We start from the raw sequence: 22,273 nt of genomic DNA on the forward strand, positions 1-22,273 counted from the left end.
TGTCTGAAATTCAGCTATCGGGAGCTTGCTCCCGATGACACTAGCCCAGTCAACACAAAACCCCAGCCTATCGACCGGGACACGTCCTATTAAGCCCCCCCAAACCTGACCAACTACCCACCTTGGAATGCAATCAACTGTGGGAGGGGGCTTGCCCCCGATAGCAATGGCCCAGCCACCACAAAACTCCAGCCAAAAAAAAAATGCCCCAGCCTATCGACCGGGGCATTTCCTATTGAGCTACAACCTTAGTGAGAAACCGCCCCACTCGCCCCCAGGCCAGTCTGCGAACGCACAAACTGCGGGAAGTACAGTGCCCGTTCCTTGACTGCCGCCGCCGACTTGTCGGTGATGGAGAAGAACCAGATGCTGACGAACGCGATGAACATCGAGAACAGCGCAGGGTACTCATACGGGAAGATGGCTTTTTCGTGATGCAGGATCGACACCCAGATGGTCGGCCCCAGGACCATCAGGCCCACGGCACTGACCAACCCGAGCCAGCCGCCAATCATTGCGCCACGGGTGGTGAGGTTTTTCCAGTACATGGAAAGCAGCAACACCGGGAAGTTACAGCTGGCAGCGATAGAGAACGCCAGGCCGACCATGAACGCAATGTTCTGGCTTTCAAACAGGATACCCAGACCGATTGCCAGCACCGCCAAGGCGATAGTGGTGATCTTCGAGACGCGAATCTCCTCTTTGTCGTTGGCCTTGCCTTTCTTGATCACGCTGGCATACAGGTCATGGGACACCGCCGAAGCACCGGCCAGGGTCAAGCCCGCAACCACCGCGAGGATGGTGGCAAACGCCACAGCCGAGATGAAGCCCAGGAAGATACTGCCACCCACCGCGTTGGCCAGGTGAACCGCCGCCATGTTGTTACCACCGAGCAAGGCGCCTGCAGCATCCTTGAACGCCGGGTTGGTGCTGACCAGCAGGATCGCGCCGAAACCGATGATGAAGGTCAGGATGTAGAAGTAGCCGATGAAACCAGTGGCGTACAACACGCTCTTGCGCGCTTCCTTGGCGTCGCTCACGGTGAAGAAGCGCATCAGGATGTGCGGCAGGCCGGCGGTACCGAACATCAGTGCCAGAGCCAGGGAGAACGCGGAGACCGGATCTTTCACCAAACCGCCAGGGCTCATGATCGCTTCACCTTTAGGGTGAACCTTGATCGCCTCGGAAAACAGCGTGCTGAAGTCGAAGTTGACGTGCTTCATCACCATCACCGCCATGAACGTGGCGCCGGACAGCAGCAACACTGCCTTGATGATCTGCACCCAGGTGGTCGCCAGCATGCCGCCGAACAGCACGTACAAGCACATCAGGACACCCACCATGATCACCGCTACATGGTAATCAAGGCCGAACAGCAGCTGGATCAACTTGCCCGCGCCTACCATCTGCGCGATCAGGTAGAACGCCACCACCACCAGCGAACCGCAAGCCGACAGGCTACGGATCTGGGTTTGCCCGAGGCGATAGGACGCCACGTCGGCAAAGGTGTATTTGCCCAGGTTACGCAGGCGCTCGGCGATCAGGAACAGAATGATCGGCCAGCCCACCAGGAAGCCGATCGAGTAGATCAGGCCGTCGTAGCCGGAGGTGTATACCAGTGCGGAAATACCCAGGAAGGACGCGGCCGACATATAGTCGCCGGCAATCGCCAGGCCGTTCTGGAAACCGGTGATCTTGCCGCCGGCCGCATAGTAGTCGGCCGCCGAGTTGTTGCGCTTGGACGCCCAGTAGGTAATGCACAACGTCGCGCCGACAAAGACCACGAACATCAGGATCGCTGGAATATTCAGCGGTTGTTTTTGCACTTCACCGGTCAACGCCTCCCCCGCCCATATAGCAGGCGCGAAGACCGAAGCACCCAGTACAGCCAATAGACGACGGATCATTGCGCAGCCTCCTTGAGAATCGCATTGTTCAGATCGTCGAATTCGCCGTTGGCGCGTCGCACGTAGATCGCAGTGAGGACAAAGGCCGATAGAATCAGCCCGACACCGATAGGGATTCCCCAGGTGATGGACGAAGTGGAGCTGATCTTAGCCCCCAGCAATTGTGGCCCGTAGGCAATCAACAGGATGAATCCGGAGTAAAGCCCTAGCATGATCGCCGAGAGAATCCAGGCGAACCTTTCCCTTTTTCTAACCAGCTCCTTGAAGCGCGGGCTGTTTTGAATCGAGAGGTAAATGCTGTCGTTCATTGTTTTTATCCTCGCAGCACAGCTTTGTTATTATTGAAACAATAGCCACTGTATGCGGCTACGGGGCAGGTTCCAGACGACCTTAGTATTAGAGGGAGTGTAGCGAGGGTTTGCGAGGGCGCAGAAACATTTGCGGGCGGCGAAAATAATGTGGGAGGGGGCTTGCCCCCGATTGCGGTGTGTCAGTCGCTGATGATCTGACTGATCCATCGCTATCGGGGGCAAGCCCCCTCCCACAAGGGGTTACATCAAAGGGGGGTTACTTGGCGAGCCACTCGGCAACCCGCTCAGGGTGCTTGGCAACCCAGTCCTTGGCGGCTGCATCGGGCTTGGCACCCTCCTGGATGGCGAGCATGACTTCACCGATTTCGTCCTTGGAAGCCCATTGGAATTTCTTCAGGAACGCCACGACGTCCGGGGCTTTCTTCTCCAGGCCCTTGCTACCGATGCTGTTGACGGTTTCAGCAGCGCCATAGATCCCTTTTGGATCGTCCAGGAACCGCAGTTTCCACTTGGCGAACATCCAGTGCGGCACCCACCCGGTGACTGCAATGGATTCCTGCTTGTCTTCGGCGCGGGTCAGTTCGGCGATCATCGCGGCACCGGAGCTGGCTTGCAGCTTGTAGTCCAGGCCATAGGCCTTGATCGCTTCGTCGGTCTTGAGCATCACGCCTGAACCGGCGTCGATACCGACGATCTTGTTCTTGAAGGTGGTGTCGGTCTTGAGGTCTTCGATGGACTTGGCCTTGACGTACTCCGGCACGATCAGGCCGATCTTCGCATCCTTGAAGTTGGGGCCGTAGTCGACCACCTTGTCCTTGTTCTTGGCCCAGTATTCACCGTGGGTCACGGGTAGCCAGGCAGAGAGCATGGCGTCGAGCTTGCCGGTAGCAACACCCTGCCACATGATCCCGGTGGCGACCGCTTGCAACTTGACGTCATAACCGAGCTTTGCCTTGATCACTTCTGCCGCCACATGAGTGGTGGCAACGCTGTCGGACCAACCGTCCACGTAGCCGATGCTCAGGGTTTTGCTGTCGGCGCTGGCCAGTGTGGAGCTCATCGCAACTACCAGAGTGGCAACTGCGCCCAAGAGTCGTCGCATCTTCATCGTACTTCCCCGAAAGTGCTGCGCCCGACGGATGTCGAGCGACGTCAACCTGTTGTTATGTGGTGCGCCACGCCCCCTTCACGCGCATCGATCCGGCGGCAACGACATCAGTGGAGTGCTGATACTTCGATCATCAACCTGCCGGGGCCTTTGTCCTGCTCTGTCAGCGACCTCAGGTAAGCAAGAAACGACATCACATCGCCAGCTAGCGTTGTTATGGGACGCTCACCTCATACCCCGCCCGAACTTTGCATGTCTAAATCATGCAGCCCCACTGGGACGCGACAAATCCGGGTAAGATGCGCGCCTTTGCTCCCCAGATAAGCCGACCATGCCCGCAACTGCCCGCTTCCCTGCCCTGCCCTATTTATTCGCCTTGATCCTCGGCCTGCTTGCGCTGGTCGGGTACTGGTATGGCCTCGGCCGGCCAGTGGTGCTGCCGGACGTGGCCAGCGCCAGCCACAAACTGCAATGCGCCTCCTACACACCGTTCGACAAGGACCAATCACCGTTCGACCAGCCGTTCAAGCTGCGCCCCGAGCGCATGGACGCCGACCTGGCCCTGCTGGCCACCCGCTTCGAATGCATCCGCACCTACTCCATGACCGGCCTGGAAGCCTTGCCGGACCTGGCGCGCAAGCACGGGCTGAAACTGATGATCGGCGCCTGGGTCAACGGCAACCCGGTCGACACCGAAAAAGAAGTCGACGCCTTGATCGCCTCGGCCAACGCCAACGCCGACGTGGTGACTTCGGTGATCGTCGGTAACGAAACCCTGCTGCGCAAGGAAGTCACGGCCGCACAGTTGGTGAAGCTGATCCATAAGGTCAAAAGCCAGATCAAGCAGCCAGTCACGTATGCCGACGTCTGGGAATTCTGGCTGCAACACCCGGAAATTGCCCCGGCGGTGGATTTCCTGACCATCCACTTGCTGCCGTACTGGGAAGACGCCCCCTCGGGAATCGACCAGGCGCTCAAGCATGTCGGTGACGTGCGCCAGACCTTCGGCAATAAATTCGCGCCCAAGGACGTAATGATCGGCGAGACCGGCTGGCCCAGCGAAGGCCGCCAGCGCGAAACCGCGGTGCCGAGCCGGGTCAATGAGGCCAAGTTCATGCGCGGTTTCGTGGCCATGGCCGAAGCCAATGGCTGGCACTACAACCTGATCGAAGCCTTCGACCAGCCGTGGAAGCGTGCCAGTGAAGGCGCTGTCGGCGGCTACTGGGGCTTGTTCGATGCCGATCGCCAGGACAAAGGCATCCTCGCAGGCCCAGTGACCAACGTACCGTACTGGCCACTGTGGCTGGGAGTCGGTGGACTCATCCTGCTGGGCACCCTGGCGCTCGGCGGGCGAGTGCGCAGCGTGCGCGCCGCCTGGCTGCTGCCGCTGCTCGGGGCCGTCGCCGCCTGTTCCATCGGCACCTGGGCCGAACTGACCCGCGTAACCGCACGCTTCTATGATGAATGGGTGTGGGCGGGGCTGCTGGTCGCGTTGAACCTGCTGGTACTGGCACATGCGGCCCTGGCCTTGAGCAGCCGCGAGGGTTGGCGCGAGCGGGCGTTCAACTGGCTGGAGCCGCGCGCGGGCTGGCTGGTGGCAATCGCCGGGTTCGCTGGCGCGGTGATGATGCTGGCGCTGGTGTTTGACCCGCGCTACCGCAGCTTCCCAAGTGCGGCGCTGGTGCTGCCTGCCCTGGTCTATCTGATTCGCCCGGTGACCGGGCCACGTCGGGAAATTGCCCTACTGGCCTTTATCATCGGTGCCGGCATTGCGCCGCAGCTGTTCCGCGAAGGTCTGTTGAACCAGCAGGCGTGGGGTTGGGCGCTGGTCAGTGGGTTGATGGTTGTGGCTTTGTGGCGGTGCTTGCGGATGCGCAAGGCTTAAGAGTGCCGTCGGGGGCAAGCCCCTCCCACATTTGGAACGCGTTCCCATGTGGAAGGGGCGGTGCGACGATTCGATTTGCCCCGATTGCCCCTATCAGGCCGCCCGTGGCTTGCGGACCAAGCGCAACCCGGCAATCACCACCGCAAACACCGCAAATGTGGTGTTGTACAACGCCAACGCCGGCAACCCGAACACCAGCCCCAGCACCGCCAACCCCCACCCCGCACGGCCCGGCACGAAAAACGCCAGCACCGACGCGATCAGCGCAGCCCAGCCCATCACCTGGAAGTGAATCATCAAGCCCAGGTTCGAACGCACCTGGCATTCCCAGCGGTTGGCTTCATCCGCGCAAATGCCGACCCACCGGCCATCCTCCATGAAGCCGTAACGCGCGGCATAACTGGCGGCCAGCCATAATGGCAAGGCAATGAGCAGTAGGGTCAGCGGCAAGCGGCGGGACATGGAGCACTCCGATAGGCAAAAACGGCGCTCAGCTTAATCCCCCGGTGGCCGTTAGCAAGATGTGTACGCAGATAAGTGTCCATCAATACGCGGCAAAGTGTATCTTCTGCCTACTATTACCCCGACTCCGACGTTTTTTATCCGACTTTTCGTGCCGATGGCTGGCACTTCGGTGGCAACGCGGTGGTCATAGCCTGCGAACTTCATTCAGCACGTTTCCTCTTAGGGATTAAGTCATGCTCCGTTCCTTGCGCTGCGCTGCCTTGCTGGGCAGCCTTTTTTTGAGTGCGTCAGCACTGGCCGTCGACATCGACCAGGCCAGCTATGGCTTCCCTTTGACCAACCCGTTCGAAGCGACCATCGCCACCACCCCGCCTGACCTTCGGCCCAGCTTGCCGAGCGACGACGAAATCAACCAGTCCGACTACACCCTGAACATGCGTCCCGAGCGCGAGTTCAGCCTGCCCGACAACTTCTGGGCAGTGAAGAAACTCACCTACCGCATCGCCAAGCAAGACCGCGCCGCACCGCTGATCTTCCTGATCTCGGGCACCGGTGCGCGGTTTGACAGCAGCATCAACGAATACCTGAAAAAACTGTACTACCAGGCCGGCTACCACGTCGTGCAACTGTCATCGCCGACCAGCTTCGACTTCATGAGCGCCGCCTCGCGCTTCGCCACGCCGGGTATCACCCAGGAAGACGCCGAAGACATGTACCGCGTGATGCAAGCAGTGCGCGCGCAGAACGCCTCACTGCCGGTCACCGACTTTTACCTCAGCGGCTACAGCCTCGGTGCGCTGGATGCGGCCTTTGTCAGCAAGCTCGACGAAACCCGCCGCAGCTTCAACTTCAAGAAAGTGCTGCTGCTCAACCCGCCGGTCAACCTGTACACCTCGATCACCAACCTCGACAAGCTGGTGCAGACCGAGGTCAAGGGCATCAACAACACCACGACCTTTTATGAACTGGTGTTGAACAAGCTGACCCGCTACTTCCAGCAAAAGGGCTACATCGACCTTAACGACGCCCTGCTCTACGACTTCCAGAACTCCAAGCAGCACCTGACCAACGAACAGATGGCCATGCTGATCGGCACCACGTTCCGTTTTTCGGCGGCCGACATCGCCTTCACCTCGGACCTGATCAACCGCCGCGGCCTGATCATCCCGCCGAAGTACCCGATCACCGAAGGCACCAGCCTCACGCCGTTCCTCAAGCGCGCGCTGCAATGTGACTTCGATTGCTACCTCACCGAACAGGTCATCCCGATGTGGCGCGCCCGTTCCGATGGCGGCAGCCTGTTGCAATTGGTCGATCAGGTCAGCCTGTACGCCCTCAAGGACTACCTGCACACCAGCCCGAAAATCGCCGTCATGCATAACGCCGACGACGTGATCCTCGGCCCGGGCGACCTCGGCTTCCTGCGTCAAACCTTCGGCGATCGCTTGACTGTCTACCCGCTGGGCGGCCATTGCGGCAACCTCAATTACCGCGTCAACGCCGACGCCATGCTGGAGTTTTTCCGTGGCTAAATATCTTCTGCTGCTTGCCGCCCTGATGTGCGCAAGCGTGGCCAATGCCGACAACAGCAAGGCGCACGCGCCCACCGTCGTGGGTGCCGACGGCTTCAAGGAGCCGCTGAGCAAACTCAAGTTCAACCCGGGCCTGGACCAGCGCGAGTTCGAACGCTCGTCACTGACCGCCCTCAACGTGTACGACCCGCTGGAATCGTGGAACCGTCGCGTTTACCACTTCAACTACCGCTTCGACCAATGGGTGTTCCTGCCGGTGGTCGACGGTTACCGCTACGTCACGCCGAGCTTCCTGCGTACCGGCGTAAGCAATTTCTTCAACAACCTCGGCGATGTGCCCAACCTGTTGAACAGCCTGTTGCAACTCAAGGGTCACCGCTCCCTGGAAACCACCGGGCGCCTGCTGCTCAACACCACCATCGGCGTTGCCGGGCTGTGGGACCCGGCTACCGCCATGGGCCTGCCGCGCCAGAGCGAAGACTTCGGCCAGACTCTGGGTTTCTACGGCGTGCCTGGCGGCGCCTATCTGGTGCTGCCGATCCTGGGCCCATCGAACCTGCGCGATACCAGCGGCCTGGTGGTCGACTACAGCGCCGAATCGCAGATCAACTTCCTGAACGTCTCCGAAGTCAGCTCCAACCATCCGGAGATCTGGGCCCTGCGCGTGGTCGACAAGCGTTACCAGACCAGCTTCCGCTACGGTCAGTTGAACTCGCCGTTCGAGTACGAAAAGGTGCGCTACATCTATACGGAATCGCGCAAGTTGCAGATTGCCGAATAAGCGCAGCGCGCGGTAAAAAAGCCATTCGACGCGCTCGAATGGCTTTTTTTTGCCTGCTCGATACCAGCCGCCTACCCCAGCACCTGCGCCAGAAACGCTTGCGCGCGAGGTGTGCGTGGCGCAGTGAAAAACGCCTCCGGCGGCTGGTCTTCGATGATCCGCCCGCCATCGAGAAACAGCACACGCCCGGCGACTTGCCGGGCAAAGCCCATTTCGTGGGTGACGCAGAGCAAGGTCATGCCACTTTCGGCGAGCATGACCATCACGTCCAGCACCTCGCCGACAGCCTCCGGGTCGAGTGCCGACGTCGGCTCATCGAACAGCATGATTTTCGGGGTCATGCACAATGCCCTGGCTATCGCGACCCGCTGCTGTTGGCCGCCCGACAGTTGCGCCGGGTATTTTTTCCAGTGTTGATCGATCCCGACTTTTTTCAGCAGCGCCATCGCCTGGTCCTGCGCGCTGTCGCGGGGCATGCCGCGCACGGACATCGGCGCCAGCATGCAGTTTTGCAAGACGGTCAGGTGCGGAAACAGGTTGAAGCCCTGAAACACCATGCCGACCTCACGCAAGGCCGCGCGGCAGAGCGTCGGCGAAGCGCTCAAGTCGGCGCCCAGCACCTGGATTCGGCCCTGCTGCGCCGGTTCCAGACGATTGAGGCAACGGATCAATGTGGACTTGCCGGAGCCCGAGGTGCCGCACAGCACAATCCGCTCGCCCTGCACCACGCGCAGGTCGATACCGTGCAGCACCTGGTATGGGCCGTACCATTTACTCAGCCCTTCGACGTCGATCACCACCGGCGCAGGCGCGCAGATCGACCGCTCAAACTCCCCTGATGACCCCATGTATCCACCCTTCCCTATCATTCGTCAGTTGGCCGCATGTGGCGGGTGAGTCGACGATTGATCCGGTTCACCCCTCGCCGGACACACTCGACCACCAGCAGGTAGACCAGCGCCACCCACACATACACCTGGAAATCAAAAGTGCGTGAGAACGCCAGCTTGGCCACGCCCATCAAATCCAGCAAGGTCACCAGCGACACAATCGCGCTGGCCTTGATGATCAAAATCAGTTCATTGCCCAGTGGCCCCACCGTCACGATGAGCACCTGCGGCAAGGTCACCTTGAAAAACGTGGTGGTGCGGCTCAACCCCAACACCGTCGCGGCTTCATAGTGGGCACGGGGCACGGAGAGCAACCCGCCGCGAAAGATCTCGGCCTGATAGGCCGCCGTATTCAAGGTGAACGCCAGCACGGCGCAAAACCACGGGTCGCCGAACCAGCCCCACAGGCCAAGGTCGCGCCAGAAACCGTGGAAGGAACCCAAGCCGTAATAGATCAGGAACAACTGCGCCAACAGCGGCGAGCCCCTGAAAAAGTAGAGATAGGCCCTGCACCCGTACTGCAACAAACGCCAGCGTGAAGTCCTGCCCAACGCCAACAGCACGCCAAGCACCATCCCGGCGCTGCTGGATATCGCCACCAATTGCAGGGTCAGCAACAAGCCATCGAACAACTGCGCACCGTAGCGCTGAAGCAGTTCAAGCCCGAGCCACTCGGCAAAACGCTCGCCCCCCATCATGAGGCACGCTCCCGACCCTGGCCGTAGTGCTTTTCAAGCTGCGCGACGCAAAACCCCGACATCGACGACAGCAGCAGGTACAGGCCACACGCCGCCAGATAAAACAACATCGGTTCCTTGGTGGCGTTCACCGCCAGGCTGGTCTGGCGCATCAGGTCCACCAGGGAAATGGTCGACACCAACGCCGTGTCCTTGAGCAGGCTCAACCAGTTGTTCGAAAGCCCCGGCAAGGCGATCCTCATCACCTGCGGCAGCACTACCTTGAAAAACGTGTGCCTGCGGCTCAAGCCCAGTGCCTGGGCGCCTTCGTACTGGCCGCGCGCCACGGTCTTCAACGCCCCCAGCCACACCTCGCTGGAAAAGGCCGCCAGCACCAGGCTGAACGCGATCACCGCCGCCACGAACGCGTTGATGCCAAACTCGGCCGAACCGCCCCAATACGCCTGGAACTTCTGCAGCGCGATCTGGATGCCGTAATACACGATCAATAACGTCAGCAACTCCGGCAGGCCACGAAAACAGGTGGAGAACAGCGCAGCCATCGCCCTCACCGTGGCGTTTGCCGATCTGCTGCACAGCGCCACCAACAACCCCAATGGCAACCCCAGCGGCACACACGCCAATGCCAGCGCCATCGTGACCCCTGCGCCCGCCAGCAGCGCGCCGCCCCACCCACCGGCGCCCAACGACAACAACCCTAATGACTCGAACATGGAAGACGCCCCCGCGCTTAATCATCCTCAAGGCCATGGGCCAACTTGAGCTGTCGATACGTGCCGTCGGCGATCACGTCCGCGATGGCCTGGTTCAGCCTCGCGCGCAACGCCTCATCGGCCTTGCGCACGGCAATACCGGCGTCGCTTTGCGTACCGGGGATAGCCAGCACCCGGCAACACTGCGGGTCGGTGTTCTTCAACCACTCCTGCATTGGCGCGCTGTCGTTGACCACCGCATCCAGGCGGCCGTTGAGCAGGTCGCTGTTGGCCTCGTCCTGGCCGACGTACAACTTGACCCGCGCCCCATTGGCGCCATAGACATCCTGGTTGTAGATACCCTGGGTGGACGACGACTGAGCGCCGACCGTCTTGCCGGACAACGTGGCCGGCGCGGCGTCCTGAATGTCGCTGCCCCTGGGCACTGCCAGAACCATGCGCGTGCGGTTGTAGGGCTGGGTGAAGCTGACGGTCTTCTGGCGCTCTTCGGTGATGGCCATCGAGGCGATGATCGCGTCGTACTTTTTCGCGAGCAGGCCCGGGATGATGCCCTCCCAGTCCTGGGCAACAATCGTGCATTCGACGCCGAGCCTGGCGCACAGGGCGTTCGCCATATCGACGTCAAAACCACGCAGTTGGTTATTCGAGTCCACATAGTTGAAAGGCGGATAAGCACCCTCCGTGGCGAAACGCAGCGGCTGCGCATGGGCCACCGACAACAGCCCGAGGGTGATCGTTACGGCATAGAGCGTCTGTTTGACCTGTTTCATGAAGGCACCTACCGAATTATTTTTATTCTGGGTAGTGCCTGAGGCCTGGTTAACCCGAAGGAACACGGGTGATTGACGCAGGCTCAGTCACTGACCCAGCGGACACTACGCCAACCTAAACAATTCGTCTATATTTTACAGATAGTCTATTTCCGAGTTTTTTGTAGGCCAAAACCGGGATGCACGATCGACCCCAAGAGTGTCGCGGGCACATTGTTGAGGCTCGCGGATGGCCGGTGCTACCATGCGCAACCGCCTGTCATGGCAAGGAACCCTCTGGTTTATGAGCAGCATTCGCGAGCGCAACAAAGAAAAGATCCTGCGGGCGGCGAGCGAGGAGTTTGCCGACAAGGGCTTCGCCGCGACCAAAACCAGCGACATCGCCGCCAAGGCCGGGCTGCCCAAGCCCAACGTCTACTACTACTTCAAGTCCAAGGACAACCTCTACCGCGAAGTGCTCGAGAGCATCATCGAGCCGATCCTGGCAGCCTCCACGCCGTTCAACCCGGAGGGTGAGCCTGCGGTGGTACTGAGCAACTACATCCGCTCGAAAATCCGCATCTCCCGCGACCTGCCCTTCGCCTCCAAGGTGTTCGCCAGCGAAATCATGCACGGCGCCCCGCACCTGAGCGCCGAACAGGTCGAGCAACTCAACGCCCAGGCCAAGCACAATATCCAGTGCATCCAGCACTGGGTGGACCGCGGGTTGATTGCGCCGATCGATCCCAATCACTTGATGTTCAGCATCTGGGCCGCAACCCAGACGTATGCGGATTTTGATTGGCAGATTTCGGCGGTGACCGGCAAGGCCAAATTGGATGAAGCGGATTACGAGGCGGCGGCGCAGACGATTATTCGGTTGGTGCTCAAAGGCTGTGCGCCGGACTAAAACACCGAGGCGCCTGTGGCAATCGGGAGCAAGCGCCCTCCCACATTTGATCGGGTTTACACATGTCTATTTGTGAATACCGTCAAATGTGGGAGGGAGCTTGCTCCCGATGAGGCCCAGACAGTCATCCAAAAATCAGGCTGACACCCCCGCATCCGCCCACAAACCCAGCGCTTCAATCGCCGTGATCGCACACTGCTCATCAATATCCGACGTGTCCCCGCTGATCCCGATCGCCCCCAGCACCAGCCCTTCCTGATCCCGAATCAACACCCCGCCCGGCGCCGGCACCACGCTGCCCTGCCCCAAGCTGTTCACTGCGGCGATAAACGCCGGGCGTTGCTGCGCATCCAGCGCGAGCAAGCGTGAGCCTTTGCCCAGGGCAATCGCACCCCAGGCCTTGCCGATGGCGATCTGCGGGCGCAGCAGGCTGGCGCCGTCGTCCCGTTGCAGGGTGATCAGGTGACCGCCGCCGTCCAGCACCGCAATGGTCAGCGGTGCCGAGGCAATGGCGCGGCCTGCGGCGAGGGCCTGGCCGGCCAGGTTGACTGCGACTTTCAAGGTTAAAGCGCTCATGGGTGCCGTCCTTATCTTGTTATGGGAAAGCCGTGGGCTCTGTTGGAACAGATACCGGATGCGACAAATAGAACACAATATAGTTATCTTTTGTATACAATATTTTCGCGCAAACCTACCGAATGTCGAAAAAATACCCTGCAAAGACCTTCCGACGAACGCAAAGGCTACTGAATAAAATGCATTGACCTGTGGCGCTCGCCGTGAATACACTTCGACCAAACACCACTTGTATACAATTACAAAACGCAAGAGGCACCAAAACAATGAGCAAAATGAGAGCAATCGAAGCCGCCGTTCTGGTGATGCGTCGTGAAGGGGTAGACACCGCCTTCGGTATCCCAGGCGCCGCGATCAACCCGCTGTATTCGGCCTTGCAGAAGGTCGGTGGCATCGATCACGTCCTTGCTCGCCACGTTGAAGGCGCTTCGCACATGGCCGAGGGCTACACCCGCACCAAGGCCGGCAATATCGGCGTGTGCATCGGCACATCGGGCCCGGCGGGCACCGACATGGTCACCGGCCTGTACAGCGCCTCGGCCGACTCGATTCCGATCCTGTGCATCACCGGCCAGGCCCCCCGGGCGCGGATGCACAAGGAAGATTTCCAGGCCGTGGACATCACCAGCATCGTCAAGCCGGTGACCAAGTGGGCGACCACGGTCCTCGAACCCGGCCAGGTGCCGTATGCGTTCCAGAAGGCCTTTTATGAAATGCGCTCCGGCCGCCCTGGCCCGGTGCTGATCGACCTGCCGTTCGACGTACAGATGGCCGAGATCGAATTCGACATCGACGCCTACCAGCCGCTGCCCCTGGCCAAACCGCTGGCCACGCGCATCCAGGTGGAAAAAGCCCTGGCCCTGCTCGACCAGGCCGAACGCCCGCTGCTGGTGAGCGGTGGCGGCGTGATCAATGCCGATGCCAGCGACCTGCTGGTGGAGTTCGCCGAGTTGACCGGCATCCCGGTGATCCCGACCTTGATGGGCTGGGGCACCATCCCCGACGATCACCCGCAGATGGTAGGCATGGTCGGCCTGCAAACGTCGCACCGTTATGGCAACGCGACGCTGCTGAAAGCCGACGTGGTGCTCGGCATCGGCAACCGCTGGGCCAACCGCCACACCGGTTCGGTGGAGGTGTACACCGAGGGGCGCACGTTCATTCACGTCGACATTGAACCGACGCAAATCGGTCGCGTATTCACCCCGGACCTCGGCATCGTTTCCGACGCCGGGGCCGCACTGACGATGTTCATCGAAGTCGCCCGCGAGTGGAAAGCCGCAGGCAAACTCAAGGACCGCAGCGCCTGGCTGCATGACTGCCAGCAGCGCAAGGCCACCCTGCAGCGCAAGACCCACTTCGACAACGTGCCGGTCAAGCCGCAACGGGTGTACGAAGAGATGAACCAGGTGTTCGGCAAAGACACCTGCTACGTCAGCACCATCGGCCTGTCGCAGATTGCCGGCGCGCAATTCCTGCATGTCTACAAGCCGCGTCACTGGATCAACTGCGGCCAGGCCGGCCCGTTGGGTTGGACCATCCCGGCGGCGCTCGGCGTGGTCAAGGCCGACCCGAGCCGCAAGGTGGTGGCGCTGTCCGGCGACTATGACTTCCAGTTCATGATCGAAGAACTGGCCGTGGGCGCGCAGTTCAAGCTGCCGTATATCCACGTAGTGGTGAACAACTCCTACCTGGGGCTGATCCGCCAGGCCCAGCGCGGCTTCGAAATGGACTACTGCGTGCAGTTGTCTTTCGACAACCTCAACGCCCCGGAACTCAACGGCTATGGCGTCGACCACGTCGCGGTCGCCGAAGGCCTGGGGTGCAAGGCGCTGCGCGTGTTCGAGCCTGGCCAGATCCAGCCGGCACTGCGCCGCGCCCAGGAAATGCTCGAAGAATTCAAGGTTCCGGTGATCGTTGAGATTATTCTGGAGCGCGTGACCAATATTTCCATGGGCACCGAGATCAACGCCGTCAACGAATTCGAAGATCTGGCCCTGGTCGGCAACGATGCGCCGACCGCCATTTCCCTGCTCGATTAAGGAGAACCTTATGCCGCGCTTTGCCGCCAACCTGTCCATGCTGTTCACCGAACAGGCGTTTCTCGCTCGCTTCAAAGCGGCCGCCGATGCGGGCTTTGCAGGCGTCGAATACCTGTTCCCCTACGAATTCAGCTCTGCCGAAATCAAGGCGCAGTTGGATGCCAATGGCTTGACCCAGGTGCTGTTCAACCTGCCGGCCGGCGATTGGGCCAAGGGCGAACGGGGCCTGGCGTGCCATCCGGATCGGGTCGAGGAGTTCCGCGCCGGGGTCGACCTGGCCATCGCTTACGCCCAGGTGCTGGGCAACACCCAGGTCAACTGCCTGGCGGGCATCCGGCCGCAGGGCGTGGACGATGCCATCGTAGAAAAGACCTTCGTCGCCAACCTCAAATACGCCGCCGACACCCTGCAAGCGGCGGGTATCAAGCTGGTGATGGAAGCGATCAACACCCGCGACATCCCTGGGTTCTACCTGAACAACACCGCGCAGGCTCTGGCGATTCGCGAACAGGTGGGCAGCGCCAATCTGTTCCTGCAATACGACATCTACCACATGCAAATCATGGAAGGCGATCTGGCCCGCACCCTGGCTGCGCATCTGGGTGAGATCAACCACATCCAACTGGCGGATAACCCGGGTCGCAACGAGCCCGGGACCGGGGAGATCAACTATCGGTTCCTGTTCGAGCATTTGGACCGTATCGGTTATCAGGGTTGGATCGGCTGTGAATACAAGCCGTTGACCACCACCGAAGCGGGTTTGGGTTGGCTCAAGACCCATAACGCCCTCTGACAGGCACAACACGCAACCAACCTGTGGGAGGGGACTTGCCCCCTCCCACATTTGGACCCCATGTGTTTGGCAGACCGCGCTCTATCGAATAAAAAGAGGATTTTTTCATGGCTAAAATCGGATTCATCGGCACCGGCATCATGGGCCAACCCATGGCCGCCAACCTGCAAAAAGCCGGTCACCAACTGTTCCTGTCCGAGCATCACGGCAAGGCGCCAGCCGAGTTGATCGCCGCCGGCGCCATCGCGCGGGCCTCCCCGCAGCACGTCGCCCAGGAAGCCGAATTCATCATCGTCATGGTGCCCGACACCCCGCAGGTCGATGACGTGCTGTTCCGCGCCGATGGCGTGGCCGCCGGCCTGTCGCCGAACAAGGTGGTGATCGACATGAGCTCGATCTCCCCCACCGCCACCAAGGCCTTTGCCGCCAGGATCAACCAGACCGGCGCGCAGTACCTCGATGCGCCGGTGTCCGGCGGTGAAGTCGGGGCCAAGGCCGGCACCTTGAGCATCATGGTCGGCGGTGAGCCGCAGACCTTCGAGCGTGCCTTGCCGCTGTTCCAGAGCATGGGCAAGAACATCACTCTGGTCGGCGGCAACGGCGACGGCCAGACAGCCAAAGTGGCGAATCAGATTATCGTCGCGCTGAACATCCAGGCGGTGGCCGAAGCGCTGCTGTTCGCCGCGAAAAACGGCGCCGACCCGGCCAAGGTGCGTGAAGCGCTGATGGGCGGCTTCGCCTCGTCGAAGATCCTTGAAGTACACGGCGAACGCATGATCAAGGGCACCTTCGATCCGGGCTTTCGCATCAACCTGCACCAGAAGGACCTCAACCTGGCGCTGGCCGGGGCCAAGGAGCTGGGGATCAACCTGCCGAACACCGCTGGCACCCAACAGGTGTTCAGCACCTGCACCGCGATCGGGGGCGGCAACTGGGACCACTCGGCGTTGATCAAGGGCTTGGAGCATATGGCGAACTTCTCGATTCGCGACAAATAACCCACACCGCTGCCCTTTTGAAATGCCGTCAAATGTGGGAGGGAGCAAGCCCCCTTCCACAGGTTGATCGCATTTCAATAGCCGCAATTGCTGCATCTCTAATAACAAAAAATCCCCGGGAGCCCGCTTATGTCGGTCGATCCGCAACACCTGCTTCGTGAGCTGTTTGCCACAGCCATTGACGCCGCCCATCCCCGGCAAGTCCTCGAAGCCTACCTGCCCGCCGACCGCAGCGGCCGGGTGATTGTGATCGGCGCCGGCAAAGCCGCGGCCGCCATGGCGCTGGTCGTGGAAAACGCCTGGCACGGTGAAGTCACGGGCCTGGTGGTCACCCGCTACGGCCATGGCGCGCCGTGCCAGAAAATCGAAGTGGTCGAAGCCGCCCACCCGGTCCCGGATGCCGCCGGCATCAAAATGGCGCAGCGCGTGCTGGCGCTGATCAGCCAACTGAGCGAAGACGACCGGGTGATCTTCCTGCTCTCCGGCGGTGGCTCGGCATTGCTCGCTCTGCCCGCCGAAGGCATCAGCCTGGCCGACAAACAGGCCATCAACAAAGCCCTGCTCAAATCCGGCGCCACCATCGGCGAGATGAATTGCGTGCGCAAGCACCTCTCGGCGATCAAGGGCGGCCGACTGGCCAGGGCGGCATGGCCGGCGACGGTCTATACCTACGCGATTTCCGATGTGCCGGGCGACCTGGCCACGGTGATCGCTTCCGGCCCCACGGTCGGCGACCCAAGCACTTCGCAACAGGCCCTGGCCATTCTCAAGCGCTATGACATCGACGCGCCGGCGTCCGTGCGCAGTTGGTTGCAGAACCCGGCCTCGGAAACCGTCAAACCCGGCGACCCGCTGCTCGCCCGCAGCCACTTCCAATTGATCGCCCGCCCACAACAGTCGTTGGAAGCGGTCGCGGTAAAAGCCCGCCAGGCCGGGTTCAGCCCGCTGATCCTCGGCGACCTCGAAGGCGAAGCGCGGGACGTGGCCAAGGTCCACGCCGGGATCACCCGGCAGATCGTGCAGCACGGCCAGCCGTTGGCGGCGCCATGCGTGATCCTGTCCGGCGGGGAAACCACCGTGACCGTGCGCGGCACTGGCCGTGGCGGGCGCAACGCCGAATTCCTGCTGAGCCTCACCGACAGCCTCAAGGGCCTGCCCGGCGTCTACGCCCTGGCCGGCGATACCGACGGCATCGACGGTTCGGAAGACAACGCCGGCGCGCTCATGACCCCCACCAGCTACGCCCGCGCCGAAGCGCTGGGGCTGTCGGCCTGCGACGAGCTGGACAACAACAATGGCTACGGCTATTTCGCCGCCCTCGACGATCTGATCATCACCGAACCGACCCGCACCAACGTCAACGACTTTCGCGCCATTCTGATTCTCGAGGCTGCCCACCCTGTTGAATGCCCCCTTCAGCATCCCGATGGACCTGCAAGGGCCGAAACTGCGGGTTGCGCAACCGGGGTCGATCAGACGTTGATCTAGCGCCGGTCAGGGCCTCATCGCAGGCAAGTCTGCGATGAGGACAACTCGCTCTCACTGACTCACACAACAATGCCCACTCCCTCCTGCCCCGACTGGGCCGAAGCGCTGCTCAACGGCTTCAGCCAGATCGTCCTGCAGCACCAGCCGCTGTGTGGTCTGCTGTGTCTGCTGGCGATCCTGCTCGGCGCTCCGGCCCTGCTCGGCGGTGCACTGCTGGGGGGTCTCGCCGGCTTGCTCACGGCCCAGCGCCGCGACTATCCCAAGGCGGAACGCCAGGCCGGCCTGTACAGCTACAACGGTGTGTTGCTGGGCCTGTTGATCAGCCAGCACTTTGCCTGGTCGGTCATGGTGGTGCCGCTGATCCTCGCCTGCGGCGGCCTGAGTGCGATCCTGACCCGACAATGGCTGCGACACACCACCCAGCCCGAGGCCTTGCCCGCCTATACCGCGCCGTTTGTCGGCCTCGGCTGGCTGCTGCTGGGCGCGGCCGCCGAAAGCGCCGTGGCCTTGCGCGAACCCGACGCTCTCGGCATCGTCAGCGCGCCTTTTAGCGGCCTCGCGCAAATCCTGCTGCTCGACCAGCCCCTGGCCGGCGCATTGATTGCGCTCGGGTTATGCCTGGCCAACCGCCGTGCCGCAGCATGGGCATTGACCGGCGCCGTCCTCGGCGTGCTGTTCGCCCTGCTGCTGGGCGAGCCCGTCGGCGCCCTCCTCGGCCTGCACAGCTACAACCCGGCGCTGGCCGCCCTGGCCCTGAGCGGCACACGCCGCCGACCTGGGTTGCCGCTGGCCGGCATCGTCCTGGCGATCATCCTCACCCCCGGTTTTGCCGCGCTGCACCTGCCCGCGTTGACCGCGCCCTTTATCCTCGCCTGCTGGTTGGTGCGCGCCAGCCGCCGGATGTGGCACAAAGCCCGCGTGGACAGCCCGTTCGAATCCCCCTAGGCTTGCCCGATATTCGATAGGGGCGAACGTGATGGACAGCAACAACGACTGGCGCCAGCGTCTCTATGTCATGGTTTTCCAGAGTGACACACCGGCCGGGCGGCGTTTCGACAGCACCCTGCTGCTGATCATTCTCGCCAGCCTGGTGGTGGTGATCCTCGACAGCATCCAGGAAGTCCACGACAATTACGCCGCCGTGCTGGCCTACATCGAGTGGGGCTTCACCGTCATCTTCGCCATCGAGTATGGCCTGCGCCTGTACTGCTCGCCCAAGCCGTTGCGCTATGCCTTCAGTTTCTATGGCCTGGTGGATTTGCTCGCCATCGTGCCCGGCATCCTCGCGCTGTATTACAGCGATGCCCAGTACCTGTTGATCATCCGCATCATCCGCATGCTGCGCATCTTCCGGGTGCTCAAGCTCGGGCCGTACCTCAAGCAGGCCAACTACCTGATGTCGGCGTTGCGCGGCAGCAAGCAGAAGATCGTGGTGTTCCTGCTCAGCGTCTGCACCCTGGTGACGGTGTTCGGCACCTTGATGTATGTAATCGAAGGGCCTGGGAACGGCTTCACCAGCATCCCCAAGGGCATCTACTGGGCGATCGTGACCCTGACCACCGTGGGCTTCGGCGATATCGTGCCCAAGACCCCGCTGGGCCAGGTAATCTCGTCCCTGGTGATGATCACCGGTTATTCGATCATCGCCGTGCCCACCGGGATCTTCACCGCCGAACTGGCCAACGCCATGCGCGGTGAACAGTTGCAAACGGACTGCCCGGTGTGCAAGAAAAACACCCATGACGCGAACGCGGCGTTTTGTTCACGGTGTGGCAATGCACTGTTTAATAAGTTGAAATAAGCAAAGATCTTTTTGATCTTTAAGCGAATGTGCCCCCCCGGCTATAGTCGCTGGCAAAGTGCCTATCTCTACTCTCGTACAACAAGGAATGAGCAGTGAAAAAACTCGTTAGCGCCTCTCTTCTGGCCGCCGGCCTTGCATTGGCCGGTGTCGTCCAGGCCGCACCGACCACCCTGCTCAACGTGTCCTACGACGTGATGCGCGATTTCTACAAGGACTACAACGCCGCCTTCCAGAAACACTGGGAAGCCGAGCACCCGAACGACAAGCTGACCTTGCAGATGTCCTTCGGCGGCTCCAGCAAACAAGCGCGCTCGGTGATCGACGGCCTGCCGGCTGATGTAATCACCATGAACATGGCCACCGACATCAACGCCCTGGTCGACAACGGCAAACTGGTGCCGGACAACTGGGCTACCCGCCTGCCGAACAACAGCGCGCCGTTCACTTCGGCCACCGTGTTTATCGTGCGCAAGGGCAACCCGAAAGCCCTGAAAGACTGGCCGGACCTGCTCAAGGATGGTGTGCAAGTGGTCGTGCCCAACCCGAAGACCTCGGGTAACGGTCGCTACACCTACCTGTCGGCCTGGGGCTACGTGCTGAAGAACGGCGGTGACGAAGACAAGGCCAAGGCCTTTGTCGGCAAGCTGTTCAAGCAGGCGCCCGTGCTGGACACCGGTGGCCGTGCCGCGACCACGACGTTCATGACCAACCAGATCGGCGATGTGCTGGTGACCTTTGAAAACGAAGCGGAAATGATCGCCCGCGAATTCGGCCGCGATCAGTTCGAAGTGGTCTACCCAAGTGTCTCCGCCGAAGCCGAGCCACCGGTCACGGTGGTGGACAAAGTGGTCGAGAAGAAAGGCACGCGCGCAGTCGCCGAAGACTACCTGAAGTACCTGTGGTCGCCGGAAGGCCAGGAAATCGCGGCCAACAACTACCTGCGCCCGCGTGACCCGAAAGTGCTGGCCAAGTACACCGATCGTTTCCCGAAAGTCGACTTCCTGTCGGTCGAGAAGACCTTTGGCGACTGGCGCACCGTGCAGAAAACCCACTTCAACGATGGCGGGGTGTTCGACCAGATCTATAACGGGCAGTAAGCCGCTTGCACTGAAGAAACGCGAGCCAATGTGGGGGCTGGCTTGCCTGCGATAGCGTCGCCCGGGTGTGTCCGATACACCGGGGTGTCCGCATTGCAGGCAAGCCCGCTCCCACATTCGTTTGATGCCAAGCATGATCGTCAGGCCGCCGGGTCGCCTGTTTCGGCCGGTGTGTCTGCATGTATCATGGGCGCTCGAAGCCAACGCCAAGGCTTCAGTCATCATTTCACGGCATGAGTGTTATCACCGCTAACAGCCTACTCGTCGCAGTGTCTTGTCTTTACTCTCGCTCGCCATCTTCCTTCGCTTTTATGAGAACACCATGAACGCTACTCCCCACGCTACGAGCACCATGACCCGCGGGATGGTGATGCTGTTTGCGTTTTGCTGCGGCGCCATCGTCGCCAACATCTACTACGCGCAACCGATCATCGAGCTGATCGCGCCGGACATCGGCCTGACGCCCGCCATGGCCAGCCTGATCGTATCGCTGACGCAAATCGGCTACGCCCTGGGCCTGTTCTTCCTGGTGCCCCTGGGCGACTTGCTGGAAAACCGCAAGCTGATGATCAGCACCACCGTGATCGCCATCGCCAGCCTGCTGGGTGCGGCGTTTACCGAGCAACCGAACCTGTTCCTGCTGGTGTCGTTGTTGATCGGTTTCAGCTCGGTGTCGGTGCAGATCCTGATCCCACTGGCGGCGCACCTGGCACCTGCCGAGTCCCGTGGCCGCGTGGTCGGCAGCATCATGGGCGGCCTGTTGCTGGGCATCCTGCTGGCGCGGCCGGTGTCCAGTGTGGTCGCCGACCATTTCGGCTGGCGCGCGATGTTCATGGCCGCCGCCGCGTTGATGGCCGTTATCAGCGTGGTCTTGCTGATGACCATCCCCAAGCGCCAGCCCGACCACAGCGCCAGCTATGGCCAGTTGTTGCGTTCCCTCGGCACCCTGCTGCGTGAACAACCGCTGTTGCGCCAGCGCGCCTTTTATCAAGGTTGCATGTTTGCCACCTTCAGCCTGTTCTGGACCGCCGCGCCGCTGGAGTTGGTGCGCAACCATGGCCTGAGCCAGACCCAGATCGCGATCTTCGCCCTGGTCGGTGCCATCGGCGCCATCGCCGCGCCCATCGCCGGGCGCCTGGCCGATGCCGGCCACACCCACCGCGCGTCACTGCTGGCCATGGTGTTTGCGGTGTTGAGCTTCCTGCCGGCCTTCGTACACCCGCTGTACAGCGTGATCGGCCTGGCGGTGACCGGCGTGGTCCTCGACTTCTGCGTGCAGATGAACATGGTCCTCGGCCAACGCGCCATCTACGCCCTCGACGCCAACAGCCGCAGCCGCCTGAACGCGCTGTACATGACCAGCATCTTCATCGGCGGTGCCTTCGGCTCGGCGATTGCCAGCAGCGTGTACGAACACGGCGGCTGGCTGGGCGTGATGCTGGTGGGCAGTGCGTTCCCGCTGGTGGCGCTGCTGCGCTTTCTCAGTGCTTCGCGCCACACTTCGGCGGTCACTGCCTGACGGCATG

The 22,273-nt window shown here is 61.4% G+C and carries 21 protein-coding genes; 12 read left to right on the forward strand and 9 right to left on the reverse strand.

Annotated elements, in window-relative coordinates; genetic code table 11:
- Nucleotides 1-248 precede the first annotated feature (248 nt).
- The 3 genes from ACVWZP_RS11210 to ACVWZP_RS11220 all read right to left on the reverse strand — a co-directional run bounded on the left by ACVWZP_RS11210 (nt 249) and on the right by ACVWZP_RS11220 (nt 3,326).
- Nucleotides 249-1,907: a cation acetate symporter gene (locus ACVWZP_RS11210; RefSeq protein ID WP_017846761.1), complete on the reverse strand. Its 1,659-nt coding sequence runs from the start codon at nt 1,905-1,907 to the stop codon at nt 249-251.
- Complete coding sequence (locus ACVWZP_RS11215) at nt 1,904-2,215, reverse strand: DUF485 domain-containing protein (RefSeq protein WP_017846760.1); 312 nt, start codon at nt 2,213-2,215, stop codon at nt 1,904-1,906. Before ACVWZP_RS11215 ends, ACVWZP_RS11210 begins: the two co-directional genes overlap by 4 nt.
- 259 nt (nt 2,216-2,474) lie before the next feature.
- Nucleotides 2,475-3,326: a glycine betaine ABC transporter substrate-binding protein gene (locus tag ACVWZP_RS11220; RefSeq protein ID WP_026139996.1), complete on the reverse strand. Its 852-nt coding sequence runs from the start codon at nt 3,324-3,326 to the stop codon at nt 2,475-2,477.
- 331 nt (nt 3,327-3,657) lie between these two features.
- Here ACVWZP_RS11220 and ACVWZP_RS11225 point away from each other — a divergent pair, with 331 nt between their 5' ends.
- Nucleotides 3,658-5,211 carry a glycoside hydrolase family 17 protein gene (locus ACVWZP_RS11225; protein WP_046384198.1) on the forward strand — a complete coding sequence of 518 codons (1,554 nt, stop codon included), beginning with the start codon at nt 3,658-3,660 and terminating at the stop codon, nt 5,209-5,211.
- A gap of 93 nt (nt 5,212-5,304) precedes the next feature.
- Here the strand turns inward: ACVWZP_RS11225 and ACVWZP_RS11230 are convergent, their stop codons facing one another.
- Nucleotides 5,305-5,673 (reverse strand): hypothetical protein, encoded by a 369-nt coding sequence (locus ACVWZP_RS11230; RefSeq protein ID WP_046384199.1) that lies wholly within the window; start codon nt 5,671-5,673, stop codon nt 5,305-5,307.
- Between the two features lie 236 nt (nt 5,674-5,909).
- On the opposite strand from ACVWZP_RS11230, the gene ACVWZP_RS11235 reads away from it, so the two are divergent.
- Together ACVWZP_RS11235 and ACVWZP_RS11240 are read left to right on the forward strand one after the other, a co-directional pair.
- Nucleotides 5,910-7,208 carry a serine/threonine protein kinase gene (locus tag ACVWZP_RS11235; RefSeq protein ID WP_046384200.1) on the forward strand — a complete coding sequence of 433 codons (1,299 nt, stop codon included), beginning with the start codon at nt 5,910-5,912 and terminating at the stop codon, nt 7,206-7,208.
- A complete protein-coding gene (locus ACVWZP_RS11240) occupies nt 7,201-7,989 on the forward strand; it encodes an MlaA family lipoprotein (RefSeq protein WP_046384201.1) in 789 nt (262 codons plus the stop codon). The genes ACVWZP_RS11235 and ACVWZP_RS11240 overlap by 8 nt, the downstream gene beginning before the upstream one ends.
- Nucleotides 7,990-8,060: 71 nt before the next feature.
- Here the strand turns inward: ACVWZP_RS11240 and ACVWZP_RS11245 are convergent, their stop codons facing one another.
- The 4 genes from ACVWZP_RS11245 to ACVWZP_RS11260 are packed head-to-tail and all read right to left on the reverse strand — an operon-like array spanning nt 8,061 to nt 11,060.
- Nucleotides 8,061-8,837, reverse strand: a complete 777-nt coding sequence (locus tag ACVWZP_RS11245; protein WP_046384202.1) for an amino acid ABC transporter ATP-binding protein — start codon at nt 8,835-8,837, stop codon at nt 8,061-8,063.
- Between the two features lie 17 nt (nt 8,838-8,854).
- Nucleotides 8,855-9,577 (reverse strand): ABC transporter permease, encoded by a 723-nt coding sequence (locus ACVWZP_RS11250; RefSeq protein WP_046384203.1) that lies wholly within the window; start codon nt 9,575-9,577, stop codon nt 8,855-8,857.
- Nucleotides 9,574-10,290, reverse strand: a complete 717-nt coding sequence (locus ACVWZP_RS11255) for an ABC transporter permease (RefSeq protein WP_457369741.1) — start codon at nt 10,288-10,290, stop codon at nt 9,574-9,576. The genes ACVWZP_RS11250 and ACVWZP_RS11255 overlap by 4 nt, the downstream gene beginning before the upstream one ends.
- A gap of 17 nt (nt 10,291-10,307) precedes the next feature.
- Nucleotides 10,308-11,060: a transporter substrate-binding domain-containing protein gene (locus tag ACVWZP_RS11260; protein ID WP_108524425.1), complete on the reverse strand. Its 753-nt coding sequence runs from the start codon at nt 11,058-11,060 to the stop codon at nt 10,308-10,310.
- 283 nt (nt 11,061-11,343) lie between these two features.
- On the opposite strand from ACVWZP_RS11260, the gene ACVWZP_RS11265 reads away from it, so the two are divergent.
- Nucleotides 11,344-11,949, forward strand: coding sequence for a TetR/AcrR family transcriptional regulator (locus ACVWZP_RS11265; protein ID WP_046384206.1), 606 nt, complete (start codon nt 11,344-11,346; stop codon nt 11,947-11,949).
- A 135-nt stretch (nt 11,950-12,084) separates the two neighbouring features.
- Here the strand turns inward: ACVWZP_RS11265 and ACVWZP_RS11270 are convergent, their stop codons facing one another.
- On the reverse strand, nt 12,085-12,525 hold the full coding sequence (locus ACVWZP_RS11270; protein WP_108524418.1) for a GlcG/HbpS family heme-binding protein: 441 nt from the start codon (nt 12,523-12,525) through the stop codon (nt 12,085-12,087).
- A 266-nt stretch (nt 12,526-12,791) separates the two neighbouring features.
- On the opposite strand from ACVWZP_RS11270, the gene gcl reads away from it, so the two are divergent.
- From gcl to ACVWZP_RS11310, 8 genes are all read left to right on the forward strand, one after another.
- Nucleotides 12,792-14,567, forward strand: a complete 1,776-nt coding sequence (gene gcl / locus ACVWZP_RS11275; RefSeq protein WP_017849458.1) for a glyoxylate carboligase — start codon at nt 12,792-12,794, stop codon at nt 14,565-14,567.
- Between the two features lie 10 nt (nt 14,568-14,577).
- Complete coding sequence (hyi, locus tag ACVWZP_RS11280; RefSeq protein ID WP_108524416.1) at nt 14,578-15,360, forward strand: hydroxypyruvate isomerase; 783 nt, start codon at nt 14,578-14,580, stop codon at nt 15,358-15,360.
- A gap of 107 nt (nt 15,361-15,467) precedes the next feature.
- Nucleotides 15,468-16,358, forward strand: coding sequence for a 2-hydroxy-3-oxopropionate reductase (locus ACVWZP_RS11285; RefSeq protein WP_457369742.1), 891 nt, complete (start codon nt 15,468-15,470; stop codon nt 16,356-16,358).
- Between the two features lie 129 nt (nt 16,359-16,487).
- The gene (locus ACVWZP_RS11290; protein WP_457369743.1) at nt 16,488-17,846 is read left to right on the forward strand and encodes a glycerate kinase type-2 family protein; all 1,359 of its coding nucleotides are present in this window, start codon (nt 16,488-16,490) and stop codon (nt 17,844-17,846) included.
- 69 nt (nt 17,847-17,915) lie between these two features.
- Complete coding sequence (locus ACVWZP_RS11295; RefSeq protein ID WP_457369744.1) at nt 17,916-18,791, forward strand: urea transporter; 876 nt, start codon at nt 17,916-17,918, stop codon at nt 18,789-18,791.
- 31 nt (nt 18,792-18,822) lie between these two features.
- Nucleotides 18,823-19,647: an ion transporter gene (locus tag ACVWZP_RS11300; RefSeq protein WP_079443172.1), complete on the forward strand. Its 825-nt coding sequence runs from the start codon at nt 18,823-18,825 to the stop codon at nt 19,645-19,647.
- A 95-nt stretch (nt 19,648-19,742) separates the two neighbouring features.
- On the forward strand, nt 19,743-20,747 hold the full coding sequence (locus ACVWZP_RS11305; protein WP_046384213.1) for a sulfate ABC transporter substrate-binding protein: 1,005 nt from the start codon (nt 19,743-19,745) through the stop codon (nt 20,745-20,747).
- A gap of 322 nt (nt 20,748-21,069) precedes the next feature.
- Entirely contained in the window at nt 21,070-22,266 is a 1,197-nt protein-coding gene (locus tag ACVWZP_RS11310; protein WP_026140344.1) for an MFS transporter, read from the forward strand.
- Nucleotides 22,267-22,273: the final 7 nt, after the last annotated feature.

This window comes from Pseudomonas sp. TE36184 (assembly GCF_054060055.1).